The sequence below is a fragment of the Streptomyces sp. NPDC047515 genome (assembly GCF_040643055.1).
GTDB lineage: Bacteria > Actinomycetota > Actinomycetes > Streptomycetales > Streptomycetaceae > Streptomyces.
Map to the genome: position 1 here is coordinate 24,706 of NZ_JBEYTM010000059.1, position 24,474 is coordinate 49,179.

At 69.6% G+C, this 24,474-nt stretch carries 18 protein-coding genes and 3 pseudogenes; 9 read left to right on the forward strand and 12 right to left on the reverse strand.

Annotation, left to right across the window (positions count from 1 at the left end):
* Nucleotides 1-15 precede the first annotated feature (15 nt).
* Nucleotides 16-501 (forward strand): rhodanese-like domain-containing protein, encoded by a 486-nt coding sequence (locus ABZ826_RS32450; RefSeq protein ID WP_361456383.1) that lies wholly within the window; start codon nucleotides 16-18, stop codon nucleotides 499-501.
* A 102-nt stretch (nucleotides 502-603) separates the two neighbouring features.
* Here the strand turns inward: ABZ826_RS32450 and ABZ826_RS32455 are convergent, their stop codons facing one another.
* Nucleotides 604-2,289 carry a DUF885 domain-containing protein gene (locus ABZ826_RS32455; RefSeq protein WP_361456386.1) on the reverse strand — a complete coding sequence of 562 codons (1,686 nt, stop codon included), beginning with the start codon at nucleotides 2,287-2,289 and terminating at the stop codon, nucleotides 604-606.
* A gap of 48 nt (nucleotides 2,290-2,337) precedes the next feature.
* Nucleotides 2,338-2,835 (reverse strand): Lrp/AsnC family transcriptional regulator, encoded by a 498-nt coding sequence (locus ABZ826_RS32460; protein WP_361456389.1) that lies wholly within the window; start codon nucleotides 2,833-2,835, stop codon nucleotides 2,338-2,340.
* A 59-nt stretch (nucleotides 2,836-2,894) separates the two neighbouring features.
* Between ABZ826_RS32460 and ABZ826_RS32465 the strand changes: the two genes are divergently transcribed.
* On the forward strand, nucleotides 2,895-4,049 hold the full coding sequence (locus ABZ826_RS32465; protein ID WP_361456392.1) for a PLP-dependent transferase: 1,155 nt from the start codon (nucleotides 2,895-2,897) through the stop codon (nucleotides 4,047-4,049).
* A gap of 206 nt (nucleotides 4,050-4,255) precedes the next feature.
* Here ABZ826_RS32465 and ABZ826_RS32470 read toward each other — a convergent pair whose 3' ends face one another.
* The 5 genes and pseudogenes from ABZ826_RS32470 to ABZ826_RS32490 form a co-directional block, all read right to left on the reverse strand.
* Nucleotides 4,256-5,713 (reverse strand): GNAT family N-acetyltransferase, encoded by a 1,458-nt coding sequence (locus tag ABZ826_RS32470; protein ID WP_361456395.1) that lies wholly within the window; start codon nucleotides 5,711-5,713, stop codon nucleotides 4,256-4,258.
* Nucleotides 5,714-5,821: 108 nt separating this feature from the next.
* The gene (locus ABZ826_RS32475) at nucleotides 5,822-8,893 is read right to left on the reverse strand and encodes a DUF6493 family protein (protein WP_361456398.1); all 3,072 of its coding nucleotides are present in this window, start codon (nucleotides 8,891-8,893) and stop codon (nucleotides 5,822-5,824) included.
* Nucleotides 8,890-10,263 carry an SWIM zinc finger family protein gene (locus tag ABZ826_RS32480; RefSeq protein ID WP_361456401.1) on the reverse strand — a complete coding sequence of 458 codons (1,374 nt, stop codon included), beginning with the start codon at nucleotides 10,261-10,263 and terminating at the stop codon, nucleotides 8,890-8,892. Before ABZ826_RS32480 ends, ABZ826_RS32475 begins: the two co-directional genes overlap by 4 nt.
* A 73-nt stretch (nucleotides 10,264-10,336) precedes the next feature.
* Nucleotides 10,337-11,917: an alkaline phosphatase D family protein gene (locus ABZ826_RS32485; RefSeq protein ID WP_361456404.1), complete on the reverse strand. Its 1,581-nt coding sequence runs from the start codon at nucleotides 11,915-11,917 to the stop codon at nucleotides 10,337-10,339.
* Nucleotides 11,918-12,216: 299 nt separating this feature from the next.
* A pseudogene (locus ABZ826_RS32490) lies at nucleotides 12,217-12,695 on the reverse strand (hypothetical protein).
* A gap of 154 nt (nucleotides 12,696-12,849) precedes the next feature.
* Here ABZ826_RS32490 and ABZ826_RS32495 point away from each other — a divergent pair.
* Nucleotides 12,850-13,734: an RNA polymerase sigma-70 factor gene (locus ABZ826_RS32495; protein ID WP_361456407.1), complete on the forward strand. Its 885-nt coding sequence runs from the start codon at nucleotides 12,850-12,852 to the stop codon at nucleotides 13,732-13,734.
* A 306-nt stretch (nucleotides 13,735-14,040) separates the two neighbouring features.
* Nucleotides 14,041-14,808, forward strand: coding sequence for a GntR family transcriptional regulator (locus tag ABZ826_RS32500; protein WP_361456410.1), 768 nt, complete (start codon nucleotides 14,041-14,043; stop codon nucleotides 14,806-14,808).
* Nucleotides 14,809-14,857: 49 nt separating this feature from the next.
* On the opposite strand, the gene ABZ826_RS32505 is transcribed toward ABZ826_RS32500, so the two are convergent.
* The 3 genes from ABZ826_RS32505 to ABZ826_RS32515 form a co-directional block, all read right to left on the reverse strand.
* Complete coding sequence (locus ABZ826_RS32505) at nucleotides 14,858-16,015, reverse strand: ROK family protein (RefSeq protein WP_361456413.1); 1,158 nt, start codon at nucleotides 16,013-16,015, stop codon at nucleotides 14,858-14,860.
* A gap of 100 nt (nucleotides 16,016-16,115) precedes the next feature.
* Nucleotides 16,116-16,766: a response regulator transcription factor gene (locus ABZ826_RS32510; RefSeq protein ID WP_361456416.1), complete on the reverse strand. Its 651-nt coding sequence runs from the start codon at nucleotides 16,764-16,766 to the stop codon at nucleotides 16,116-16,118.
* Between the two features lie 162 nt (nucleotides 16,767-16,928).
* Nucleotides 16,929-18,110 carry a histidine kinase gene (locus tag ABZ826_RS32515; protein ID WP_361456419.1) on the reverse strand — a complete coding sequence of 394 codons (1,182 nt, stop codon included), beginning with the start codon at nucleotides 18,108-18,110 and terminating at the stop codon, nucleotides 16,929-16,931.
* A gap of 108 nt (nucleotides 18,111-18,218) precedes the next feature.
* Between ABZ826_RS32515 and ABZ826_RS32520 the strand changes: the two genes are divergently transcribed.
* The 3 genes from ABZ826_RS32520 (at nucleotide 18,219) to ABZ826_RS32530 (ending at nucleotide 20,454) form a co-directional block, all read left to right on the forward strand.
* Nucleotides 18,219-19,157 (forward strand): ATP-binding cassette domain-containing protein, encoded by a 939-nt coding sequence (locus ABZ826_RS32520; protein ID WP_361456425.1) that lies wholly within the window; start codon nucleotides 18,219-18,221, stop codon nucleotides 19,155-19,157.
* Nucleotides 19,154-19,897, forward strand: coding sequence for an ABC transporter permease (locus ABZ826_RS32525; protein WP_361456428.1), 744 nt, complete (start codon nucleotides 19,154-19,156; stop codon nucleotides 19,895-19,897). Before ABZ826_RS32520 ends, ABZ826_RS32525 begins: the two co-directional genes overlap by 4 nt.
* 113 nt (nucleotides 19,898-20,010) lie before the next feature.
* Nucleotides 20,011-20,454 (forward strand): hypothetical protein, encoded by a 444-nt coding sequence (locus ABZ826_RS32530; protein ID WP_361456431.1) that lies wholly within the window; start codon nucleotides 20,011-20,013, stop codon nucleotides 20,452-20,454.
* Nucleotides 20,455-20,962: 508 nt separating this feature from the next.
* Here the strand turns inward: ABZ826_RS32530 and mug are convergent.
* Together mug and purB are read right to left on the reverse strand one after the other, a co-directional pair.
* Nucleotides 20,963-21,523: a G/U mismatch-specific DNA glycosylase gene (gene mug, locus ABZ826_RS32535; protein WP_361456434.1), complete on the reverse strand. Its 561-nt coding sequence runs from the start codon at nucleotides 21,521-21,523 to the stop codon at nucleotides 20,963-20,965.
* A gap of 19 nt (nucleotides 21,524-21,542) precedes the next feature.
* Entirely contained in the window at nucleotides 21,543-22,985 is a 1,443-nt protein-coding gene (gene purB / locus ABZ826_RS32540; RefSeq protein ID WP_361456437.1) for an adenylosuccinate lyase, read from the reverse strand.
* 435 nt (nucleotides 22,986-23,420) lie between these two features.
* Between purB and ABZ826_RS32545 the strand changes: the two are divergent.
* Together ABZ826_RS32545 and ABZ826_RS32550 are read left to right on the forward strand one after the other, a co-directional pair.
* Nucleotides 23,421-23,513, forward strand: a pseudogene (locus tag ABZ826_RS32545) (VOC family protein); the annotation flags it as partial.
* A gap of 432 nt (nucleotides 23,514-23,945) precedes the next feature.
* Nucleotides 23,946-24,146, forward strand: a pseudogene (locus ABZ826_RS32550) (MFS transporter); the annotation flags it as partial.
* Nucleotides 24,147-24,474: the final 328 nt, after the last annotated feature.

Genomic DNA, 24,474 nt, shown 5'->3' on the forward strand with positions numbered 1-24,474 from the left:
CATAGATTTCTGAGCATGACCACGCAGCCCACCACCGCGGCCAACCCCGTCCTCCGTGTCCCGCCGGCCTCCCCGGCCGCGGCAGCCGCCCACTTCGGCGCCTCGCTCGCGTTTCACGCCGATGTCTCCGACGTCGAGGCCGCGCTCTCGGCCGACGGCGACCCCGGCTTCGTACTCCTCGACTCGCGCTCCACCGCCTCCTGGGACCAGGGGCACGTCCCCGGCGCCGTCCATCTGCCGACCGCCCTCATCCCCGTACAGGCCCGGAACCTTCTCGACCCGGCCGTGCCCGTGGTCACCTACTGCTGGGGACCCGGTTGCAACGGCGCGGCGCGTGCCGCGCTCGCCCTCGCCGAACTCGGCTACCAGGTCAAGGAGATGCTCGGCGGCTTCGAGTACTGGGTCCGGGAGGGCTTCGAGTCCGAGACCTGGGACGGACATGCGCGGCGTGACGCCGACCCGCTCACCGCACCGGTCGACTCCGGCGACTGCGGCTGCTGACCGGCCGGGCCGGGAGAGTGCCCCTCCCGCCCGGTCCCGTCCGGGCGTTCCATGGGGGGAGAACGCGAGTGCGGGAGGGGCGGGGAGGGGGCGGGAGCGGAGTCAGAGCCTGGACAGCTCGTCCACGAGGTCGTCGAGCCCGAGCGGCCCCTGCGACAGTGCGGCCATGTGCCAGGCCTTGGCGTCGAACGCGTCACCGTGTGCCTTGCGGGCGTTCTCCCGCCCGAGCAGCCAGGCGCGTTCGCCCAGCTTGTAGCCGATGGCCTGCCCCGGCATCGAGAGATAGCGGGTGAGCTCGCTCTCCACGAAGTCGGCCGGACGGCCGCTGTGGTTGCCGAAGAACTCCTGGGCCAGCTCGGGAGTCCACCTCTCACCGGGGTGGAAGGGGGAGTCCTTGGGGATCTCCATCCCGGCGTGCATGCCGATGTCCACGATCACCCGGCAGGCCCGCATCATCTGCGCGTCCAGATAGCCGAGCCGGCGCTCGGCGTCCGGCAGGAAGCCCAGCTCGTCCATGAGCCGCTCCGCGTACAGCGCCCAGCCTTCCAGGTTGGCGCTGACGCCGCCGATCGACGCCTGGTAGCGGGAGAGGCTGTCGGCGACATGAGTCCACTGGGCGATCTGCAGGTGATGGCCCGGAACGCCCTCGTGATACCAGGTGGAGACCAGGTCGTACACCGGGAAGCGGGTCTCCCCCATGGTGGGCAGCCAGGTGCGGCCGGGACGTGAGAAGTCCTCGGACGGACCCGTGTAGTAGGGGGCCGCGGCGCCCCCCGGCGGGGCGATGCGGGACTCCACCTTCCGTACCCTTTCGGCGAGTTCGAAGTGCGTACCGTCGAGCGCCTCGATCGCCTCGTCCATCAGGCCCTGCAGCCAGGCCTGGACCTCATCGACCCCCTCGATGTGCTTGCCGTGCACATCGAGATGGGCCAGCGCCTCCCAGGGGCCGGCGCCGGGCAGGACCTTCTCGGCCTCGGTCCTCATTTCGGCGAGCAGCCTGTGGTACTCGGACCAGCCGTACGCGTAGGCCTCGTCGAGATCCAGGTCGGTACCGTTGAAGTAGCGCGACCAGCGCGCATACCGCTCACGGCCCACCGTGTCCGGAGCGCCCTCGACCGCGGGGGCGTACACCTCGCGCATCCAGTCGCGCAGCGCCGCGATGGACTCGGTGGCCCTACGCGCGCCGTCGTCCAGATCGGTGCGCAGCACGGCAGGGCCGGCGGCCGCGAACTCAAGGAAGAAACCCGTTCCGTCGGGGGCGGCCCACTCGTCGAGCTGGTCGATGAAGGTGGCGGTGGCGCGCGGCCCGCCGTACAGCCGGCGCTCCAGACCGAGCGCGAGCGATTCGCGGTAACCCTCCAGCGCGGCCGGAACGGCGCGCAGCCTGTCCACGACCGCCGCCCAGTCCTCGTCGGTCTCGGTGGGCGTCACCGTGAACACCTCACGGACACTGTGCGCCGGGGAGGAGATGTTGGAGACCGCGCGCAGCCCCTCGTCGGCTTCGTGGACGGCGAGTTCCGCCGTGAGGCGCTCGCGCAGGAGGCGTCCGCAGCGGCGCTCGGCATCGCTGTCCGCGCCGGGCAGCCGCTCGGCGGCGTCGAGCTTCGCCAGGGTGGCTCGGGCGAGTTCGGCCACGGCTTCCTGCCCCGAGGGGGAGAAGTCGGGAAGGCGGCGCGAGCTCTCCGCGACACCGAGATAGGTGCCGGCGATCGGGTCGAGTTCGATGAACGCGTCGACGTAGGCGTCGGCGACTTGGCGGGGCAGGGCGCTGCTGGGAATGTCTGACATGCGGACATCCTCGTACGGCGGAGGCCTCCGCGTCACCATCATCCTGCCTCAGGGTCCTGTCCCGGCCGGTCCCACGGTCGGTGGCAGCAGCGGTCCGCACTCCCACTGCTGGAATATCAGGCGGGTCTCGACCCGGGCCACTTCGCGGCGTGAGGTGAATTCGTCCAGCACCAGTCGCTGCAGATCCGCGGTGCCGGTGACCGCGACATGGACCAGGTAATCGTCCGGCCCGGTCAGATGGAAGAGCGCGCGGGATTCGGGCAGCGACCTGATGCGCTCGACGAACGGTCCGATGAGCTCTCTGCGGTGCGGACGGACCTGCACGGAGAGCAGCGCCTCCAGGCCGCGGCCGAGCCGCGCCGGGTCCAGACGGAGTTGGTGGCCGAGAATGACGCCGGAGCGGCGCAGCCTGGCCACCCGGTCCAGACAGGTCGACGGTGCGACACCGACCTCGGCGGCCAGCTCGCGGTAAGTGGTCCGGGCATCGTTCTGCAGCAGCCGCAGAATGTGCAGGTCCACCGGGTCCAGAACGACGGAATCAGCCATCTGCCGAACGTAGCACGGGATATACGGATGAAGTCCCGGCGTTTGTTCAGAGTGGTGCGATGGATACCGAAGCCTCGACGGCGCCCCGGACGACATCCCGGTCCAGGGCGCTGGCCACCGAAGCCGTGCACGCGGGCCGCGACGATCTCGCGGCGCTGGGCCTGCACGCCCCGCCGATCGACCTGTCCACCACGTACCCCTCGTACGACTCCAGGGGCGAGGCCGAGCGGATCGACACCTTCGCCGCCACCGGCGCCAGACTTGAGGGCCCGCCGGTCTACGCGCGACTGGACAATCCGACGACCGCCCGTTTCGAGACCGCGCTCGCGCGGCTCGAAGGCGCGGAGAGCGCCGTGTCGTTCGCCAGCGGAATGGCGGCGCTCACCGCGGTCCTGTTGGTCCGGGCGAGCATGGGACTGCGTCACGTGGTAGCCGTCCGTCCGCTCTACGGCTGCAGCGATCACCTTCTCGGCGCCGGTCTGCTGGGCACCGAGGTGACCTGGACCGACCCGGCGGGCATCGCGGACGCGATCCGTCCGGACACCGGGCTGGTGATGGTGGAGACGCCCGCCAATCCGACACTCGCCGAGGCCGACATCCATGCCCTCGCGCACTCCTGCGGCTCCGTGCCGCTGCTCGTCGACAACACCTTCGCCACCCCCGTGCTCCAGCGCCCCGTCGAGCACGGCGCACGGATCGTGCTGCACAGCGCCACCAAGTACCTCGGTGGGCACGGCGATGTGATGGGCGGAGTCGTCGCCTGTGACGAGGAGTTCGCGGCCCGGCTGCGGCAGGTGCGCTTCGCCACCGGCGGGGTGCTGCACCCGATGGCGGGATATCTGCTGCTGCGTGGCCTCGCCACACTTCCGGTGCGGGTAAGGGCCGCCTCCGCGAGCGCCGCCGAACTGTCGCGCAGACTGACGGTCGATCCACGCATCGCCCGGGTCCACTATCCGAAGCTGGGCGGGGCGATGGTCTCGTTCGAGGTGTACGGGGATCCACACCAGGTGATTTCGGCCGTACGCCTCATCACGCCCGCGGTCAGCCTCGGAAGTGTCGACACCCTGATCCAGCATCCGGCCTCCATCAGTCACCGCATTGTGGACGAGGGGGACCGGCAGGCATCCGGCGTCGGGGACCGGCTGCTGCGCATGTCGGTCGGACTGGAGGACGTCGAGGACCTGTGGGCCGACCTGTGCCAGGCACTGAGCTGACGGGAAGAGGGGGGCGGGGGGCGGTTCGTAAGGGACGGGGATTACGGAAGCCGGCTGTGAGGGGCGGGTCCGGCTCCGGGGCCGGGGCCTTTGGACGGAGAACTCGGGTTCGGTGGCCCCGGGGTTCGGTGGCCCCGGGTTTGGAGGCCCCGGGTTCGCAGGCCTCGGGTTTGGAGGCCCCGGGCCGGAATTCCCGCGTCGGGAGGTCAGCGACCGGCCTGTTCGTACGGTGGCAGCGAACGGACCGGAGTCGCGTCCAATCGGGCGGTGACGACCAGAGTGCCCTCCTCGATCTGGTAGTCGAGCGGCAGGGACAGCGCCCGCATGGTCGCGACCATGCCGGTGTTGGACGCCTGGGTGACGGCGTACACGCTCTCGCAGCCCGCCTCGATGGCGAGCACCACCAGACGGCCGAGGAGCTCGGAGCCGATCCCGCGGCGCTGCCACTCGTCCTCCACCAGGAGAGCTACCTCGGTCTCGTCGTCGTCCCAGAGGAGATGGCCGAGCGCGACCAGCCGGCCAGAGGCCGTCTCCACGGCCAGGGTGCGGCCGAATCGGGGACTCAGCAGGTGGTCGAGGTAACGGTCCGCGTCGTGGACAGGGCCGTGATAGCGCAGTCGCAGCGTCTGCTCGGAGCAGCGGTCGTGCATGGCGCGTGCTGCTTCGAGATCGCTGCGATCCACCCGGCGCACGGTGATCTCGTTGCCCTCGGGGAGGGTCAGTACGTGCTCGCCGCGCGGCACGCGGGGACCGAGCCGGGCATCCAGCTCCACCAGGGCGCGGGCTCGCGCGAATTCGGTCGGGGTGAACGGAAGATAGGGCCGCTCGACGGTGATGGCGCCTCCGGACGGGTCGCGCAGCCGCATCACCGTCCCCTCCAGCACGCCCTCGACCGGCGCCGTCTCACCGGTGGAGCGGCCGGTGATCGAGACTGCGGGCAGCGAGTGGATGGTGCAGCGGCCCAGCAGCTGACGCAGGGCGAGGGGAAGTTCGGCCGCGTCCAGGGCCGTGCGCGTGGCGAGGCCCAGGATGCGGGTCGGGGTGTCCACCAGGTCGTGCGCGTCGGCCCGCTCGATCCACGTCGAGCCACCCCCCGCGGCGGAGATCGCCCGGCTCAGCTGCTGGGCCTGGAGGGCGGCGGGCGCACGCAGCAGAAACTCGTCGACCGTGCCGTGTGCCAGCGGGTGCGTCTGCAGGGTGAGGATGTCGACCCGGTGCCGGGCCAGTGCCGCGCACAGCGCGGCCAGACTGCCCGGAGCGTCCCGCACGGTGGTACGCATCCGCCACAGCACCGTGTCCTCGGGGGACCGGGCCGGGCCCGCGGCGGTGGACGCGGTCACGAGCGTGCTCGCGGCGGGAATGGTGCGATGGGACGGGGCCGCGCCGTCGTCGTCGCTGTCGCTTCCGCTGTTCGTGATGGGGTCGATGGCGGTCGGAGGCGGAGCGTGGCTGTGCCGCCGCGACCACCAGGCGTGGAAAGCGGCTGTCACGGCCAGGGCCACGGCCGAGGCGATCAAGAGATACGGTCCGTCCGGCTGGTGCCCGATCAGGTCGGCGATCGCGTCGGCCACCGCGACCGCGGTGAACAGCCCGGCGAGTTCGGTCACGTCCCGCCGCCAGTGGTGGGAGCGGCGGGTGGACTTGGCGGATGTCACATCAGTCATGCCATCACTGTGACGGAGCGGTGTTGCTTCACCACGAACGCTTTGTGACGGATGGGTTAAGTGTGGATCTGGTCCCTTATCGGCGGGTTTGGTGGATTATTGTCTTGATCAATTGCGGATCGGCCGGTATAGCAGGTCCTGCTGGCCGGGGGCGTGCGGAGGGGGCACGGCAGCTTCCGTCCGGGCCCGGGACGGTGAGCCGGGCCCGCGAATCCCAGGGCCGGAGTGGGGCGGCTCTCGTCCCGGCCCGTTGCGAGGAGCATCGCGCCCGGACGGTGGTCGTCGGTCGGGACGGCGCTGGTCCGAGCCGACCCGGTCCGGGCGCGACCCATCGGCCCCGGACAGGTCCCTGCGGGTTACGCCACGATGTCCTCGCCGGTCTCGCCGGTCTCGCCGGTCTCGCCGGTCTCGCCGGTCACATCGGTCACGCCGGTCACGCCGGCTTCTGTTGGTCCGGAGTCCGACGGTCCTGACCCCATCGCCGCGGAGGCCATCGGTCCGGAACCTGTCGGTTCGGCTGCCTGCTCCCAGGCTGTCTTCAGGCGCATTGCTTGACGTACCAGCTGCGAGGATCCGCCACGCGCGGCCACTTCGGTGAGGCCGGGGATCGGCTCCGAGCTCACCGGACCACAGTGCTCCACGCACTCGGCGGCCACGGGGAGCAGGTCGCTCAGCCCGCGAGGCGCCTTCTCCTGAGTGAGCAGCCCTGGCAGCACGGGGGCAAGTACGGACAGCACCATCCGGTATGCGCCGGTGGCGGCTGCGGTACGGGTGGAGTCCGCGAGCCGGTTGGGCTTCACCAGTTTGTGGTCGAGGAGGATCGCCAGGTCCTGGCCGACTGATGCCGCGCCCAGCCGGCCTTGGGCCGCGAGCATCAGCAGGGCGTCCACCGCCGACAACCGATCCTCCGGATGGCGGGCCCCCCAGCCCGTATGCCACGGACAGATGGATGGCTTCGGGGGCGGTCGGCCCGCCGAGCTCGACGAGTCCGGGCAACGGTTCGGCCGTGCCGCGCAATTCGTCCGTCGCGCAGGTCGCTGTGGTCGGCAGCAGCCACGCAGCCAGCGTTTCGCCGTCCTCGGGCAGCGTGGCGAGCCACGTGCCCGAGTGGTCGCCCCAGTGGGGACAGAGGCGGTGGTCCGGTGAATGCGGATGGCCGAGCCAGTGGAAGGAACGGGGGAACTCCTGCTGGATGACCGGGCGTTCCTCGCTCGCCATCAGGACGCGTCGCGTCCAGTCGGTCGGTTCCCGCAGCGGCCAGCCTCGTGTCGAGGTACTGCCCTTCTCCAGATCGAAGCGGGACGTGCGCGCGAGCGGCTCGTCGACCCGCAGCCAGGCGGCCAGCCTGTCACCCTCCCGGGTTCCCAGGAGGGCCGCGGCCGCTGCGGCCTCGTCCTGACCGCTGCGCCGTACGCGTAGCAGGGCCTGGGCGAAGTCTGCTTGCCCGGGCCGGATCCCGAGCCGCTGGTAGGTGCGCAGTCGCTCGACGAGCACGGCAGGATCGATCGAGCCGGTGTGCCACGTCGGAAAGGCCAGCAGGAATGGCGCGGTGCCGCTCAGTACGGCGTAAGCGGCCTCCCACAGCCGGGCCCGCATCACTCCCGTGAGGGCGGCATGGACGCAGGTCCCGGTGCCGGTCCACGCGGCACGCCCGTCATGTGCGGCCTGTGCCGGTATCCGTCCGAGCAGGACGGCCACGACGAGCTCGATTCCGGCCTCCGATCGGAGCCGCCGCTCCACCCGCGACTGCGGTTCGTCGCCGAGCCACCACTGTCCCGCAAGCGCTTCACGCAATGCGTCGGCCAACGCCGGCCGGTCGGTGTGGGCATGGCGGACCAACCCGTCCAGCGCCCGCTCGAAGGTGGTGCTCTCCTGCGACGCGGATCTCGCGAGGACCACGACCTCCTCGACGAGCTCGGGCAGCGTTGGCGGCGCGGGTTCGAGACGTTGCGGGTCGGGGACGGGCGGAAGGACCTCCTCGTACGACTCTGCGGTCGAGCGCTCGCCCAGCAGATCGCCGAACACCTCCGCCGCGGCCGCGCTGTGCGTCGGACCCAACAACGATGCGGAAAGGGCGAGTTCTTCGCGCACCGGGTCGCCGACGGCGGGCAGGTGGCGTGCCACGAGTTTGAGCGACCGCTGCTGGATGTCGATGTCCTCGTGCCCGAAGGCCTCGGCGACGACCGGCAGTAGTTCTTCGGCCGTCGACGGATCGCGTCGCAGCGCCTTGCCGATCAGTACGAGTTGGGCCCGGACCAGCTTCTTCTCGGCACGGAACAGCACCGAACCGGAGACATCCGCCAGTGCCCGCACGGGTAGCTCGCCCCGCTCGTCCAGCCGGGCGAGCACCCCCTGGGCATGACCGGCCACGGTGGAGATCCCGTCCGCGGCCATGCCGATCCAGTCCGCGATCCTTTCGGCCTCCTCCCGCTCGGTCAGCGCGAGCCGGCGGAGCACCGTCAGGAAGAAACGCAGGTCGCCGGGTTTTCCGCCGCGCAGCAGCCGGGTGGCACAACGCTCGACGAGGCCACGCCGCTCCAACAGGCCCTCGTCCGCTAGGACGGCCAGCGTCTGGGGCCAGTGGCATGGGTTGTCGGGCTGGTCGTACCAGGTCACCTGCGGCGGCAGCTCCGTCAGCTCGAAGAGCCGAGGGATGAGAGCAGCCAGATGCGGGTCGGCGCGGAGGCGATCGATGAGGGCCCGTGTCCCGCGCCGTCGCCACCGCACGGTCGAGACCGTCTCGGCCCAGCCCCGCACGAAGCCGTCCGTGGCGGGTACGGGGCACTGCGCGATCTTCACCAGCTCGGAGATGAGCTCGTACGTGATCTCCGCCGTCGTCGGCCGCGCCGCCAGTCGGTGTGCGACGTCACCGAGCCAGGCGGGATCACGGTCCGCCAGGACTTCGAGGACCAGTGGGTACGGGGACCGTGTCCAACCCAGCAGGTCCCGGCCGCCGATCCAGGTCGCGCAGCCCGCAGCGCCTGTATGACAGCCCGCGCCCGCGATCAGCAGAGTCTTCCGGATCCTCTCCTGTTCGTGCCAGTGCCAGCTCCGTGCTTCCTTGCGGAGTGCCTTCAACTCCGCCAGCGCCGAACGCCGTTCGGCCGCATCGAGCCGGGCCAGCAGGGCCGGTACATTCTCCTTGTGTCCTTCCCGCACGGCGATGAGCAGCTCCTTCATCGCACACCTCCGGCAACCGGCGCACCGCGGCGGACCATCCGGACGGCAAGCGCGTGTTTGCACGGGCCCCTGCACCCGCGGTAGTCGACCCACCATGGGCAGGTGCAGCTCAGCACTCCGCCCTTTTCCCTCACCTGGTACCGGCGTTCCGTCGAGGCCACGGTCGCCACGTCCCCGTCGAGTACGACGGCGCCCGAGCCGGCCAGCTGCCGGGCCGCCACGAGGCGTGGATTGTGCCGCTCGGCCCGGTCGGCGTCGTACGGCAGCTCGCGGTGGAAATAGGTCGCGTCGGCGAGGTCGTAGCCGACCCGGCCCGCCGTGCCCAGCCAGGTGAGCGCGGCCCGCACCCGCTCGACCGTCAGGCCCGACTGTTCCACGAGATCGGCGGGTTCGATCCGCGGCTCCCAGGCCAGCAGCACGGACACCAGCTCGGCGTCGGCCGCGGCGTCGTCGGTGGCCAACGCGTCGAGCACTCTGCCCTCACCGGAGAATCCCCGCGAGGCATCGGGCGAGAGCGTCAGGGTGAGCCGCATGCCGGGGAGCACCGCCTCCCAGGCACTCGCCGTCGCCGCACCGTCGGCCACGGGCCCGTACACCCTCAGTGCCGTCGCATGACGCAACACCCGCTGCAGGGCCACCAACCGCTCGGGGCCCGGCAGACACACCGCACCCGGGACCGGGCGGGTCGTCGGCCGCAACGTCTTGCCGACGGGAACGACCCACTGCGCGCCCCGTGAGGCATTCCCCGACGAGCGAGGCAGGGCACGCAGGAACCGTACGGCCTCCGCGGCGGGCAGTTCGGCCCGCAGATCGAAACCGGCGGACACCAGCTGCGCCTCGGCGAAGCCACGCAGCCACCGGTCGGGCAAGGGCATCTTCTTCTCCACGACCGGTCCGTCCATGGTAGTGACGGCCAACTCGTCCGGGCCCACGCGCATATGCAGCGGATCGTCTCCCGCTATCCGCGAAAGTGCGTCCCGAAGCGGATTGTTGACATCCACATTCGTCGTGCCATAACCCGTCCGCGCGCCGTCCAAACCGTCCTCGAGCACATCGAGGCGCGCGTACACCCCGCAGCAGCCGGAGAACGACTCGAAGCGCAACCGGTCGCCGTTGCCCGTCATCACCGGATCGAGCGATGCGGGCAGGGTGCGCTGGTAGTAGCGCGTTGATGCCACGTCCGCCACCGCCAGCAGACCGCGCGCGGCGATCCTCGGTGAGGTGAGGAATCCGGAGAAGAACCGGGGGTGGGGCTCGGTGCCCCGCGGCGTGAGACCACCGGCGGTCTCCAGACCGAGGAGCTGCCCGGCCTGCGAGGACTCCAGTGCGGACGGGCGTGAGTAGGCCAATGCCTGAACGGATCGGGTCATGCAAAAACCGTAGAACCCACCACTGACAATCGGCCCCGGCCCACTGCACGGGGCCGATGGTCGGTGAGCCGGTTCACTGTCCGACGCGCCCCGGCTGCAACACCTTGCTGAACAGCACGGAACCGCCCTGGGCGCGCAGCCGGACGGTCAACTCGCCGCTGTCGCCGTCGATGTCGACCTCGCCGAAGAACTGCGGAGACTCCATCGGTGACACGTTGGCGCGGTCGGGTGCCCGCACGAAGACCTGGTCGGGACCGAACGTCGCATCGAGCGCGTTGGCCGGGAACTGGCCGGCCGCCAGCGGTCCGGACACGAACTCCCAGAAAGGTGCGAAGTCCTTGAACACCGCGCGCTCGGGCTTGTAGTGCTGCGCCGACGTGTAGTGCACATCGGCCGTCAGCCACACCGTGCCGGTGATCCGCCGGTGCTTGATGTGGCGGAGCAGTTCAGCGATCTGGAGTTCACGACCGAGCGGCGCCCCTGGCTCGCCCTGGGCGACAGCTTCGAAGTCCGCGGCGCCGTCCGCGACCACCAGTCCGAGCGGCATGTCCGCGGCGATCACCTTCCACACCGCGCGCGACCGCGACAGCTCCTGCTTGAGCCAGCGGAGCTGCTGGGCGCCGAGGATGCCGGTGGTGTCGTCGGGCTGCCGGCCGGGGGAGTTGGCGTTTCGGAAGGATCGCATGTCGAGGACGAACACGTCGAGCAGCGGTCCGTGCCGCACCACACGGTGCACTCGTCCCTCGTCCGACGAGGCACGCAGCGTGGACACCGGGAAGTACTCGCGGAACGCCCGCATCGACCGGGCCGCCAGCACGTCGACGTTCTTCTCGGTGTAGCGGGGGTCGTCGAGGATCTGCCCGGGATACCAGTTGTTGCGCACCTCGTGGTCGTCCCACTGAATGATCGAGGGCACCTGCGCGTTGAATTCGCGGAGATTGTGGTCGAGCAGGTTGTAGCGGAAGTTTCCGCGGTACTCGGCAAGGGTCTCGGCGACCTTCGACTTCTCCGGTGTGGTGACATTGCGCCAGACACGCCCGTCGGGCAGGGGCACGCTCGGCTCGATCACCCCGTCCGCGTAGATGTTGTCGCCACTGCACAGAAAGAAGTCCGGGTCCAGGCGACGCATCTCGTCGTACACCACATAGCCACCGATGTCCGGGTTGATGCCCCAGCCCTGGCCGGCGATATCGCCGGACCACAGGAAACGCACCCCGTCCCGGCGGCGGGCGGGCGCGGTCCGGAAGGTTCCGTACACCGGCTCGCCGCTGCGGCGGGGGTCCCCGGGATCGGTGAGCGTCACCCGGTAGTGCACCTGCTCGCCCGGCGGCAGCCCGTAGAGCGGTGTGGTCCCGGTGAAGTCGGTAGCGGAACCGACCAGTGGGCCGTGCCACGTACGGGACCGGCGGAAGGACTCCGTCGCCGCTGTCTCCACGACCATCCGGGCCGGACGGTCCGACCGTACCCAGACCAGCGCGGATGACGCGGTGACGTCGCCGACCTGCACACCCCATGCGGCGCGCGGTCGGCCGGACAGAGCGAAGGCGGGGGCCGCGGCGCCCGCCACGGGGAGCGCGAGCGCGGCCGAGGCGGCGAGCGAACCACGCAGCACACCGCGGCGGTCGAGGGACAAAATGCGCGGACGGTACGACATCGAGGCGCCTCCGGGGCAATGATCGGCGGATGACGGGTGGCTTGTGGACCGAACCCACCTTCGTGCCCGTCGGCGGCGTGCACACCAACCTCGGATGAACACCCGGCCGCGGCCCCGACCGATGTCCTGTCCTTCCGTGTCCCGCTGGGCCGCTGCCGGCGGCCGGACACCCGACGCGGTCTCCTGACGGTGGTTGCGCGTAGTGGACGTCATGGAAATGGACCTCGGGCCGGGCCACCCGGCTGCCCGTCGTCGTTCCTTCGCACGGCGCGGCTCCGACATGCGGCGGGGGTGCCGATTCAGCGGCTGGCGTCGAGAACGACGCGTGCCACGAGCGCCGGGTCGTCATTCATCGGAACATGTCCGTAGCCCGGCAGCCGGACCAGTCGCGCGCCGGGAATGGTGTGCTTGGCCCCGATTCCCTGACGGCGCAGCAGAATCCGGTCCCGGCTGCCCCAGGCGATGGTCACGGGCAACCCCGGCACATCGTCCGTGAACGCGACGGTCCGCCCGACGGCAAGTGTCTGACGGAAACCGGTCGCCTCACGCAGGGCGACGGTCTCGGCGACCACCGCGCCGGGTGAACGGCGGCCGGGCCGCGCATAGATGGTGCTGGTCAGGGCCGCACGTCCGGCCGCACTCCGAGAGAGCCATGACGGTGGTGGCCGATCCCGTGCAACAGGAGCAACGGCTCTCCGGAGCCACTGCGTTCATACGCCACGGACACAGCCCGGGGCCCTCGCGGTGAGTCGGCGCTGAACGAGACCGTGGTGGCCATGCTGGTGCTCCCGGGGTGGTCAGGCATGAAGGAGCCATGCCTGAGCGCGACTTAGACGTCTCGTCAATAACAATTACCGCTCGGTAGCTTGCAGTTCAAGGGGGCCGGGCGATTCGCGCTGGACAGGGTGCGACGCGTCGGCTGGGATGGAGGGGTGACAGGCGATACCGCGACCGACGTCTTCGAGGGCCACCGTCCCGTGCTCACCGGGGTCGCCTACCGCATGCTGGGCGGGATCGCCGACGCCGAGGACGTGGTGCAGGAGGCGTGGCTGCGCTGGTCGTCCGCCTCGCGCGAGGACGTACGGGAGCCGCGCGCCTTCCTCGTGAGGGTCGTCACCCGGCTCGCCATCGACCGACTGCGGCAGGTCCGGTCGCGGCGTGAGTCGTACGTCGGGCCGTGGCTGCCGGAGCCCCTTGTCACCGACTTCGGCCCGGCCGTTCCCGATACCGCGGAACGGGCCGTTCTCGCCGACTCCGTATCGGTCGCCGTGCTGGTCGTTCTCGAATCGCTGTCACCGTTGGAACGGGCCGTCTTCGTCCTGCGCGAGGCCTTCGGCTTCCCGTACGCCGAGATCGCCGCCGCCCTGGACCGGTCCGAGACGGCGGTGCGCCAGCTCGCGGGACGTGCGCGGCGCCATGTCGAGGAGCGCAAACCGCGCTACGACGTCGACCCGGCCCGGCGCCGCGACCTCACGGAGCGGTTCCTCGCCGCGGCGGCGGGTGGCGACATCGAGGAACTGCTGGCGCTGCTGGCACCCGATGTGCGGCTCGTCGGGGACAGTGGTGGAAAGTCCAAGGGGCCGCTGCGGATCATCGAGAGTGCCGACAAGGTCGGCCGCTTCCTGTTCGCCGTCGCCCACGATCAGCTCCCGGAGCTCGGCTTCCGGTTCCTGGAGCTCAATGGCGGGCCGGGTCTCCTGCTGCTCTCGGGTGGAAAGCCCGACTCCGTCTTCCAGGTGGACATCAGGAACGGGCTCATTCAGTCCGTATATATCGTGCGCAACCCCGACAAGCTCGTCGGTCTGGCCGCAGAGTAGCCGGATTCACCGGCCTTTCGGCGCGCTCGCAATCGGCGCGCCTTCCTCGGGTCCGCCGGCGGGAACAGCTTGCCGCCCCTGCCCGGGGCCCCGCCTCCCGCCCGTCGTGACGCCAGGTGCTGCGGGCGGCTCACGGCACCACGAACGTCCTGTGAACGCTCTGCGGAAGAGGCTCGTTTCGCTGCGTGACCGATGGAGGATTGGTCTTGACCAAGGGGGTGTGCCGTCCTATGGTCTCAACGTTAAGACAGGAACCTTTAATAAATAGCGTCGCGGAAAAGCCGCTGGGCGATTGCGGAGGACAGGGTGGGGACCACGCAGCTGGAAACGGTGCAGGAGCCGAAGTACTGGCACCTCAAGACCGTGCTCAGTGAGGCACTCGACTCGGACTTTGCGGTGGGCGAGATCCTGCCCAACGAGCGCGAGCTCGCCGCCCGGTTCGGCGTCGCCCGAGCCACGCTCCGGCAGGCTCTGGAGCAGCTCGAACTCGAAGGCAGGCTCCAGCGTCGCCGCGGTGTCGGGACCACCGTCGCCCCACCGCGCGTCGGGATCGCGGTCTCCACGGCGCAACGGGACTGGTCCGGTGGCGGCACCGGCGAGGCTTGGCAGCCCGTGGACTGCACGACGGCGGTCGCGCCGGCGTCGGTGGTGGCCGTGCTCGACGTGGAGCCCGACGAGCCGGTGCACATCGTCCGCCGGATCCGGGTCACTCACGGACAGGCCGTCGCGGCGGAACTCCTGTACGTCCCGTCCTCGTCCGTGCCCGACCTCTCCGCGATCGACGCCCCCTCCGGCCCCGCCCGGGCCCGCAGCGTCCTGCGCGAACTGCACCGTCTCGGACTCGACGGCCAGGACCGTTCGGTGGAGCTCGGCTCGGCGCGCGTGGACGACGCCAAGGAGCTGGACCGGCTTCCCGGCGCCCCCGTTCTCGTCGTCACCACCCGCTACCTCGCGGCCGGTGGCACGGCGGCACTCTCCGTCGCCACCTACCGGGCCGACACGTGCCGGCTCACCTTCGGCGATTCGGGCGACCTGGAGATCAGCCATCACAACGAGGAGCGACAGGCCTCCTGAGCCCTGTCGGCTCCACCTGCCGGTGATGTACACGTACGGCCCGTCGCACTCAGCGGCGGGCCGTCACCGTGCCTTCCACCGCGAAGAGCTGTTCCTCGACATGGTCGAGAGCCAGTCGCAGGGCGCCCGTGGCCACCGCCGCCTCGCCGAGCAACGACAACGTGACCCGGGGCGGCCGAAGACAGTACCTGGCCAGCTCACGGCGGAGCGGGTCCAGCACACCGTCCAATCCCGCGGCCCAACCGCCGATCACCACCAGCTCCGGGTCCAGCGCCAGCACCAGCGCCGCGACATCGTGCACCAGACGCTGGATGAACCGCTCGACCGCTGCTTGCGCCCGGACATCGCCACGCCGTGCCTCGGCGAACACGGTGGCAACCGCGGGTTCGTCCAACGGGTCCAGTGGGGTGTCCGTCGTGGACAGAAGCGTTTCGGGCGTCGCCTCACGGCCGAGGAGGTGCAGGGCGCCGATCTCACCCGCCGCCCCACCGAAACCACGGTGCAGTCGTCTGCCGATGAGGGAACCGGCCCCCGGGCTCAGCCCCGCCAGGACGAACACGATGTCGTCGGACTCGGTGGCCGCACCCTTCCAGTGCTCCGCGACCGCCGCGGTATTGGCGTCGTTCTCCACGAGGACGGGGCAGCGGAAGGAGCGTCTCAGCCGCTCACCCAGTGCCAGTCCCGTCCAGCCCGGCAGCGCGGTGCCCAGCCGGACCGTCCCGTCGGCCTCCACGATGCCCGGACTGCCGACCCCGACCGCACGCAGGCTGCTCCGGGCCACACCGGTCCGCCGCAGCACGTCGGCGACCACGGCCCTGACCTTGTCGAGCCGGTCGTCGGCGCAGGCCGTCTCCGACACCTCGCGTGAACCAGCCCCTATGATCCGGCCGTCCAGGCCCGACAACAGAGCAGAGATCCGGTGCGGTCCGATCTCGATACCGAGCAGATGCCCTGCCTCGGCACGGAAGCGGAACCGGCGGGCCGGCCGCCCCTGACGCCGCGTCCCACCATCGTCGGGAACCGACTCGACGACCAGTCCGGCCTCGAAGAGCCCCTCCATGACGCCCTCGACCGTGGGTCGGGACAGACCGGTGATCCGGGTGAGATCCGTGAGGGTCGGGGAGTCGGCGCCCCGGAGGGCGTGCAGAACCACCGCGGAATTGATTCGTCGCAGCAGCGACGGATCCCCACCGGTCAACCGGCCCACGATGTGTCCTCCCAGCTCGTGCGCATGTCAGGCGGATCGTACTCGCTGCCCGGGTGCAGGGCGACTGCGGGTGGGAACGGGCATGTGGAGGCGGTGGTGATCAGCTCGGAGCGACGAAACCGGACTCGTACGCGGCGATCACCGCTTGGGTACGATCCCTCGCACCCAACTTCGCGAGTACGGCGCTGACATGGGTCTTCACCGTCTCGACACCGATCACGAGCTTCGCGGCGATCTCCGCATTCGACAGTCCGCGGGCCATCAGCCGCAGCACGGCGGCCTCCCGCTCGGTGAGCGAAGCCCGTTCCATGGCTGCCCGTGCCTTGCTCGTTCCGTACTCCGCGGCCAGTTGCCGGACCGCCGCGGGGAACAACAATGACTCGCCCTCAGCGATCAGTCGCACCGCATGCACGATCTCGGCGGGCCGGGCACGTTTGAGGAGGAATCCGTCCGCCCCGGCCCGGAGCGCCTCGTACACGTACTCATCGTTCTCGAAGGTGGTGACCACCAGGATCTTCGGTGGATCCGGTACGGTCCGCAGCACCACCCGGGTCGCCTCGATGCCATCCATCAGCGGCATCCTGACATCCATGGCCACTACATCGGGGCGTAGCCGACGCAGCAACGGAATCACTGCGGCACCGTCGCCCGCTTCGCCCACCACCTCGATATCGGGCTCGGCCTCAAGCACCGCACGCAGCCCCGTGCGGACGAGGGGTTCGTCGTCGACCAGAAGAACAGTAACCGGCATCCGGTCAGCCTATAAGGGCCGGCCCTCACCCCCGGAAGGGCGGACGACGGCAGCTGCAGCTCCTCGCCGCCCTGTCCGATCGCGCGAATACGCCCGGTACGAGGATGCCCCCGCCGTCCCTCGATGCAATGCGTCCGAAGGTGCGTGAAGATCCGCCTGGGACTACGGGACACCCCTCGTCCCGTTCAGTGGAAGACTCGCATGCACCCTCCATTCGCCTTTGTGCGGACCCGACTTGGCCTTTCCGCCCAGCAGCGCGGCGCGCTCGCGGATGCCCCGCAACCCACTGCCACCACCTGGCGTATTCGTCGATTCGCTGATCGGATTGGTCACCTCCAGCTCCAGCCGTCCGTTCGCGACGCTGATCCGCACACGAACGGGTACCGCCCCGGAGTGACGCAGCACGTTGGTGAGGGATTCCTGGAGGATGCGATACCCCTCGCGGGAGATCGCTCCGGGAACCTGCTCCAGCGGACCGCACACATCCGCATCGATCCTCGCCCCCGAACCGCGCGCGGAGTCCAGGAGCCGGTCGGCTTCGGTGAGCGTCGGCCGCTGGCCCGCCGGGGGCCCCGATTCTCGCAGCACCCGCAGAACCCGCTCCAGATCGTCGAGCGCGTCCCTGCCGGTCTCCTCGATCGCGGTCAGCGCCCGCTCGGTGAACTCCGGGTCGCGAGCCGCCCGGGCCGCACCTGCCTGCACGACTGCGACAGTCAATGCGTGCCCGATCGAGTCGTGCAGCTCGCGCGCGATGCGATTACGCTCCAGCAGTTGTTCGGTGCGCTCCTCCAGAGCGGTCAGCCGCTGTCCCGGCGAGGGGGCGAGGAGCCGACGGGCGGTCGCGGTGATCAGCTCGCCGCACGCCGCGACCACGGCCAACAGCACCACTATGGGCAGGGGCGAGAGCAGCGCGTACCACCAGTGCGGCTCCACTCTGCGGACCAGCCACTGGTTGCTCGCGCCGAATCCGGAGGCGGCGAGGACGAGATCGACCGTGGTCGCCGGCAGCCACACCGTTGCCAACACCACGACCGCTGCGAGCAGCAGTCGTATCTCCAGCCACAGCACGGTTCGCCAGCGATCCGCCCAGGTGGTCGCGGCGGTTGCGGAGATCGCGGCATCGGGCCTGCCTCGCTCCTCAGGTGTGAGCAGGAGCTGGGCCTGAACACCCTCCGCCAGTCGCATGGCGGGCAGCAACCCCACCGGCACGGCGAAAACCATGGGTACCCATGGTGAGTCCATGGAGATGAAGAGCCACACGCTGTAGACCGCTGCCGGAACGAGGAGATGCAGCCACCGGGTGTAGGTGACAGAGGAGCTCATCGGGCGGAGGAAGCGGATCATGCTGCCATCGTGTCAGCCCGCACGGGACCGGCGGCTCCCCCGTGCGGGGGAGTCGGTCCACACCGCCGGGGGAGGCTGGGCACCCGGCGAGGCCGCGAGGCTGAGGACATGACCAGCATCGACGTCCATGAGCTCACAAAGGAATACGGCACGACCCGCGCCGTGGACAGCCTCACGTTCAGTGTGCGTCCCGGCCGAGTCACGGGCTTTCTCGGCCCCAACGGCGCAGGCAAGTCCACCACCATGCGACTCGTTCTCGGCCTGGACCGGCCCACCGGTGGCACGGCCACGATCGGTGGGAAGCCCTACGCGACGCTCGACGAGCCGCTGCGCCGCGTGGGTGCCCTGCTCGACGCTCAGGCCGCCCATGGCTCGCGTACCGCGCGGAACCACTTGCTGGCTCTCGCAGTCAGCAACGGGATGCGTGCGCGCAGAGTGGACGAAGTCCTGGAGGAGGCAGGCCTCGGCCAGGTCGCAGGAGCGCGTATCAAGACGTTCTCCCTCGGCATGCGACAGCGGCTGGGCATAGCGGCCGCCCTCCTCGGAGACCCGGAGGTCGTGATGCTCGACGAACCGTCCAACGGACTGGATCCGGAAGGCATCATCTGGATCCGCGAGCTGCTGAAGCGGCTGGCCCGAGAGGGCCGCACGGTCCTGGTGTCCAGCCATCTTATGAACGAGACGTCGTCGTTCGCAGACCACTTGGTGGTCCTCGGCAGGGGCAGGCTCCTCGCCGATCTGCCGATGCAGGACTTCCTGGACTCGCGCAGCAGGCCCCGGGTGCGCGTGCGCACCACCGAATCCATCCGGCTGCGCGATGTCCTGGTCCGCAATGGATATGAGCCTGTGCAGAGTGAAGACGGGTGTTGGACCGTCGAGGGTGCGAAGGCCGGGGAGATCGGTGCGACAGCCGCCGCGGAAGGGATCGCCATCCTTGAACTCGGCGACGAACAGACCACGTTGGAGCAGGCATACCTCGACCTCACCGCAGACGCCATGGATTTCGTGTCCGCGGTGAACCCGTCCCACAACCGTCAGGAGTCGTGACCATGTCGACCACAGCAGTGCTGCGATCCGAGTGGATCAAGATCAGATCGGTACGTTCGGTGACCGGATCCCTGATAGCGGTCCTCCTGGCAACACTCGCCATGACCGTGCTGGCGCTGTCCATCGCAGGTCGAACCGAGGCGGAGAAGACAGACGCCGATCTGATTTTCAACGCCTTCTCCGCGCTGAACTTCGGACAGATCGCTGCCATCAGCTTCGGAGCAACCGCGATCTCGTCCGAATACCTCAATGGCGCCCTGCGTATATCGCTCGCCGCCGTGCCGCGCCGCAATGTCCTCTACGCGTCCAAGATGGCGCTCGTCGGTACGTCGGCGCTCGTGGTCGGGCTTGTCACCAGCTTCAGCGCCTTCCTCGTGGGGCAGATGTTCATGGGAAACTACGCGATCGGCCTCGGGGAGCCGGGTGCCCTGAGGGCGGCATTCGGAGGCGGGATCTATCTGACCCTGATGGCCTTGTTCGCGGCCGGACTGGCGGTACTGATGCGCAGCGCCACAGCAGTGCTCAGCCTGCTCATTCCGTTCGTGCTCATCGTCTCCTTCGTGGTGGGAGACGTCTCAAGCGGTGTGGCGCAATATCTGCCGGACAGGGCGGGACAGTTGGTGCTCCACCAGAACGACGTAGGCAGCCTCGGACCGTGGAGCGGACTCGCGGTGACCGCGGCATGGGCGGCGGCCGCCCTGCTGGCGGGCTGGTGGGCGATCCGGCGCAGGGACGCATAGCGCCGACCGCCCGATACCCGGCCCTCGTTCTCGGCGTCGCGCGAGGGGGCTGAAAGCCACTCAAAGTGCATGAGGCGGAGCGGTTTGTCAGTGCCGGGAGGTTTACTGATGGCATGACCACCGCACATCAGCTCCGCCTCATCGACGGGATGCGGACCCGGGACTTTCCCGCGGAGCGCATCCGGTCAGGCTCGGGAGTCAGCGGGCCCGGCTATCACACAGCGTCCCTGCATTCGGACACCGACCACTGGGACGACGACGAGGACGAGGTGGGGCGGCTGGAACACCGAGCCCAGTGCCTGGCGGAGCACGACGTGCTGCTGACGCTGCTCACCAGCCGCTGGGGTGAGCCACAGACGATCAGTCTGTGGAGTGCGCAGGAGCGGATGATGGCTGGTGGGGAGCTCCCGGAGGCATGGGCCGAGACGGTGGCGGGCTGCGAACACCTTCAGCTCTGGCGGATCGAGGACCGGTGGGTCGCCATGGGGCTCTGTCGGGAGGAGGACGGCCCCGGCTGCGAACTGAGCGTTGTGGTGACGGAGATCGATCCGCCGTGACGTGAGTCGGCCGTTGTCCTGATGAGCCGGCCGTTGTCCTGATACGACGTCCGGACAGCCCCGCAATCGTTTGCCGTGTCCAGCCCGGACGTCGCCCTCTGACACGGACCGGACATCCGGCCGCTGTCGCAGGCGCGGGCTTCCGGGTTTCGCAACGTGCTCCGCCCGCCGGCCCGACCAGCCGGGGGCCCACACCGCGACTCGGCCTGCCGAGGCCGGGCCGATCTTTTCCGGGCTCCGCCGAGGGCCGGGCTGATCACCTCTGGCCCCGCTGAGGCCGACCAGTCTCCGGCCTGCTCGTCGCGACCAGTGGCCCTCTCGACCTCTCGCTGCGAGCAGCCATGGCACGGCGAGCAGCGCAGCCAACGGTCATGCACCGTAATCAGGCCGCTCGGTGCGACACGGCGCCACCAGCGACCAGCCACCAGCCGCGGGTCCAGCAAGGCCGACTGGTGCCTGTTGCAAGAGCATGGGGCAAATCGCTGTGCAGGCGCCGGGGGAGTCAGGGCTACTCTGCGGCGGTGTTGGTGCTGTCGTGTTCGACGGAGGCGCGGAGGCGTCCATACTCCTCCGTCATCGTCTGGACGGTCCAGTGGGCATTCAGACCACTGGGGTTGGGCAGCACCCAGACACGGGTGCCGGCGATCGTGTGGTCCTGCGAACCGATCCGGGCGGTGCGCCTGCCGAAGGCCGTGCGGTACGCGGTGACCCCCACGACCGCCAGCCACTGCGGCTGCAACTCCTCGACCTTGGCCGCGAGGATCTGTCCTCCCTCGCGGAACTCGTCGATGGACAGTTCGTCCGCTCGTGCGGTGGCGCGGGCGACCACGTTGGTGATGCCCAGGCCGTATCGAAGCAGTTCGGTTTGCTCTACCGGCTTCAGCTGCCGTGGGGTGAAGCCGGACCGGTGGAGTACGGGCCAGAAGCGATTGCCGGGGTGGGCGAAGTGGTGGCCGGTCGCTCCGGTCATCAGGCTCGGGTTGATCCCGCAGAACAGCACACGCAGGCCACCCGCGACTACATCGGGAACGGTGCGGTCGCGGGCGGTCCGGAGCTCTTCGAAGGTCATCCGGCTGTGGCGCCGAGCGTCAGAGGATGGAGCCAGGCGTGTACCCGGCGGCCTCGGGATGCTGCTTGGTGATCTCTTCAATGCGGGAGATCAGTGCGGTGACCTGGTCACCCGCCGCTCCTGTGAACGAGAGCTTGTCGGCCATCAGCGCGTCCAGCTGTGCGCGGTCCAGCGGGATGCGGTCGTCGCCGGCCAGTTTGTCGAGCAGTTCGTTGCGCTCGGCGCCCTGCTCACGCATGGCCAGGGCCGAGGCGACAGCATTCTCCTTGATCGCCTCGTGGGCGACCTCTCGGCCGACACCGGCGCGCACCGCACCCATCAGGACCTTGGTCGTCGCGAGGAATGGCAGGTACCGGTCGAGCTCGCGGGCGACGACAGCCGGGAACGCCCCGAACTCGTCGAGCACCGTCAGGAAGGTCTCCAGCAGACCGTCGAACGCGAAGAATGCGTCCGGGAGCGCCACCCGGCGGACCACGGAGCAGGACACGTCGCCCTCGTTCCACTGATCGCCCGCAAGTTCGCCGGTCATCGACGCGTAGCCGCGCAGGATGACCATCAGGCCGTTGACGCGCTCACAGGAGCGGGTGTTCATCTTGTGCGGCATCGCGGACGAGCCGACCTGGCCCGGCTTGAAGCCCTCGGTCACCAGCTCGTGCCCGGCCATGAGACGGATCGTCTTCGCGACGGACGAGGGCGCCGCGGCCAGCTGCACCAGTGTGGTCACGACGTCGTAGTCGAGTGAGCGCGGATAGACCTGACCGACCGAGGTGAAGGCCTGCGCGAAGCCGAGGTGTCCGGCGATGCGCTGTTCGAGGTCGGCGAGCTTTCCGGCGTCGCCACCCAGCAGGTCGAGCATGTCCTGGGCCGTGCCCACGGGGCCCTTGATGCCGCGCAACGGGTAGCGGCCCAGGAGGTCGTCGAGCCGCCCGTAGGCGACCAGGAGTTCGTCCGCCGCGGTCGCGAAGCGCTTGCCGAGCGTGGTCGCCTGCGCGGCGACGTTGTGGGAGCGGCCGGCCATCACCAGCTCGCGGTACTCGCCCGCCAGCTTGCCGAGCCGGGCCAGGACCGCCACCGTGCGGTCGCGCATCAGTTCCAGGGAGAGCCGGATCTGGAGCTGCTCGACGTTCTCGGTGAGGTCCCGGGAGGTCATGCCCTTATGGACCTGCTCATGGCCGGCGAGGGCGTTGAACTCCTCGATCCGGGCCTTGACGTCGTGACGGGTGACCTTCTCGCGCTCGGCGATCGAGGCCAGGTCGACCTGGTCGATGACACGTTCGTAATCGGCGAGGGCGGCGTCAGGCACCTCGATCCCGAGGTCCTTCTGAGCGCGCAGCACCGCCAGCCACAGCTGACGCTCCAGCTTCACCTTCTGCTCGGGGGACCAGAGGACGGCCAGCTCCGTGGAGGCGTAGCGGCCGGCCAGGACATTGGGGATGCGAGGCTTCGCAGACACAGCAGTCACGTGTCCAGAGTTTACCTGGCGTCCGCAGCGGTTCGTGAGCGTCCACCGAGTCCATAAGGTCCAGGTCAGAGGCCCCTGGACGACCGTTTCGCACAGAGTGTGTGAGAGGCACGCGAGACGAAAGACCCCGGGCCGGTGATTCCAGCACCGCCGGGGCATCGTCGGCATCAGGCGAGCAGGTCCCGGTCCGCAGGGGGAGGGTCGCGTCGATCGTCTTGGACGCGCAGGTGACGTCTGCTGAGCCGGCCGACTCTCGTCGCGGGTCGTTGGGGTTGGTGAGCACTCGGCCGGCGAGGGTGAGCACCACGGCGCACGTCCGCAGGGACGGTTGCGTATCCGTGGATGTGGGTGACGGTCATGTGATCGTCGACCTGCATGCGGAGCCGTCACGGATGAGTTGCCACCGGTCCGGGGTGAGCAGTTGGAGGTGGTCACCCGTTCCAGGACATGTACTACGGAACCCGGGTGATGACCGTCCGGGACCCCGATGGGCGGCTGTGGAGTCTGCAGGCCCCTGCCAAGAGCTGACATTCCCCTCTCGCCCGGGTGGGCTGATTCGCCTCGGCCGATGGTGCCTGCGGTCCGCCCGGTGAATCCTGCGGCAGTGACGCTTTTCACCCTGCCTGGCAGCGGCCAGTGCGCCCGCAGGAGGTTCAGCAGCGTGCTGCTGAACCTCCTGTTCGTGATCAATACCCTTGGGATCAATACCCCTGGGTGGTGCTGCTGACGCTCAGTCCGGGATTCTTCATGACACTGCTGGAGCCGACGGCCGTCAACGTCGCCATCCCCAGCATGCTCGGCGACCTGCACGCGTCGCTGGACGAGGTGCTGTGGTGATCAATGTCTGCATCCTCGCCCTCGCCGCACTGCTGATCACGTTCGGCCGACTGGGCGACGTGCGCGGGCCGCGCACCATGTTCATCGGGGGTGTCGCGCGCTGTTCACCGTGACATCCGTGCTGTGCGCCCTGGCCCAGGATCCGGCCCAGCTCATCGCCACCCGCGTCGTGCAGGGCTGGGTGCCGCGGCGCTGATGCCGCAGACGACGAGGATCATCATCGGCTCGTTCCCGGCCGAGCGCCGGGGCACCGCGCTCGGCCTCTGGGGCGGAGTCGCGGGCGTGGCCACGATCGCCGGGCCCACCCTCGGCGGGTTCCTGGTCAGCACGGCGGGTCGGCGACCGACGCCACTTTCAGCGTCGACATCGTGGACGGGCCACAGTGGGACACCGTCGCCCGCGCGCTCGGGGTCAGCGAGAAGGCCGCCTGCTCCCGCCTGACCCGATATGCCCTGCGCCACTGACCCTGTAGATCGGGCCGGCCCGGTCTCCGGTATGCGATTGCTGGATTCATGCGGAGGTGGCAGGGAAGTGCCTCCGATCTCAACCGCGCCGGACTGTGTCGGCAACGGGTGAAATGGATACCACGGGCGGCGGATGAAAAGTGAGCCACTCTGCGATCTCTTGATCATTCTGGCTTCAGGGTTCTGGA

What these genes read in the sequence shown, in the direction of transcription:
- ABZ826_RS32515 (WP_361456419.1), bottom strand. Translation starts at nt 18,110, where the DNA reads ATGATCCGCTTCCTCCGCCCGATGAGCTCCTCTGTCACCTACACCCGG.
- ABZ826_RS32450 (WP_361456383.1), top strand. Translation starts at nt 16, where the DNA reads ATGACCACGCAGCCCACCACCGCGGCCAACCCCGTCCTCCGTGTCCCG.
- ABZ826_RS32460 (WP_361456389.1), bottom strand. Translation starts at nt 2,835, where the DNA reads ATGGCTGATTCCGTCGTTCTGGACCCGGTGGACCTGCACATTCTGCGG.
- ABZ826_RS32480 (WP_361456401.1), bottom strand. Translation starts at nt 10,263, where the DNA reads ATGACCCGATCCGTTCAGGCATTGGCCTACTCACGCCCGTCCGCACTG.
- ABZ826_RS32530 (WP_361456431.1), top strand. Translation starts at nt 20,011, where the DNA reads ATGACCACCGCACATCAGCTCCGCCTCATCGACGGGATGCGGACCCGG.
- mug (WP_361456434.1), bottom strand. Translation starts at nt 21,523, where the DNA reads ATGACCTTCGAAGAGCTCCGGACCGCCCGCGACCGCACCGTTCCCGAT.
- ABZ826_RS32465 (WP_361456392.1), top strand. Translation starts at nt 2,895, where the DNA reads ATGGATACCGAAGCCTCGACGGCGCCCCGGACGACATCCCGGTCCAGG.
- ABZ826_RS32475 (WP_361456398.1), bottom strand. Translation starts at nt 8,893, where the DNA reads ATGAAGGAGCTGCTCATCGCCGTGCGGGAAGGACACAAGGAGAATGTA.
- ABZ826_RS32485 (WP_361456404.1), bottom strand. Translation starts at nt 11,917, where the DNA reads ATGTCGTACCGTCCGCGCATTTTGTCCCTCGACCGCCGCGGTGTGCTG.
- ABZ826_RS32470 (WP_361456395.1), bottom strand. Translation starts at nt 5,713, where the DNA reads ATGACTGATGTGACATCCGCCAAGTCCACCCGCCGCTCCCACCACTGG.
- ABZ826_RS32455 (WP_361456386.1), bottom strand. Translation starts at nt 2,289, where the DNA reads ATGTCAGACATTCCCAGCAGCGCCCTGCCCCGCCAAGTCGCCGACGCC.
- ABZ826_RS32510 (WP_361456416.1), bottom strand. Translation starts at nt 16,766, where the DNA reads ATGCCGGTTACTGTTCTTCTGGTCGACGACGAACCCCTCGTCCGCACG.
- ABZ826_RS32520 (WP_361456425.1), top strand. Translation starts at nt 18,219, where the DNA reads ATGACCAGCATCGACGTCCATGAGCTCACAAAGGAATACGGCACGACC.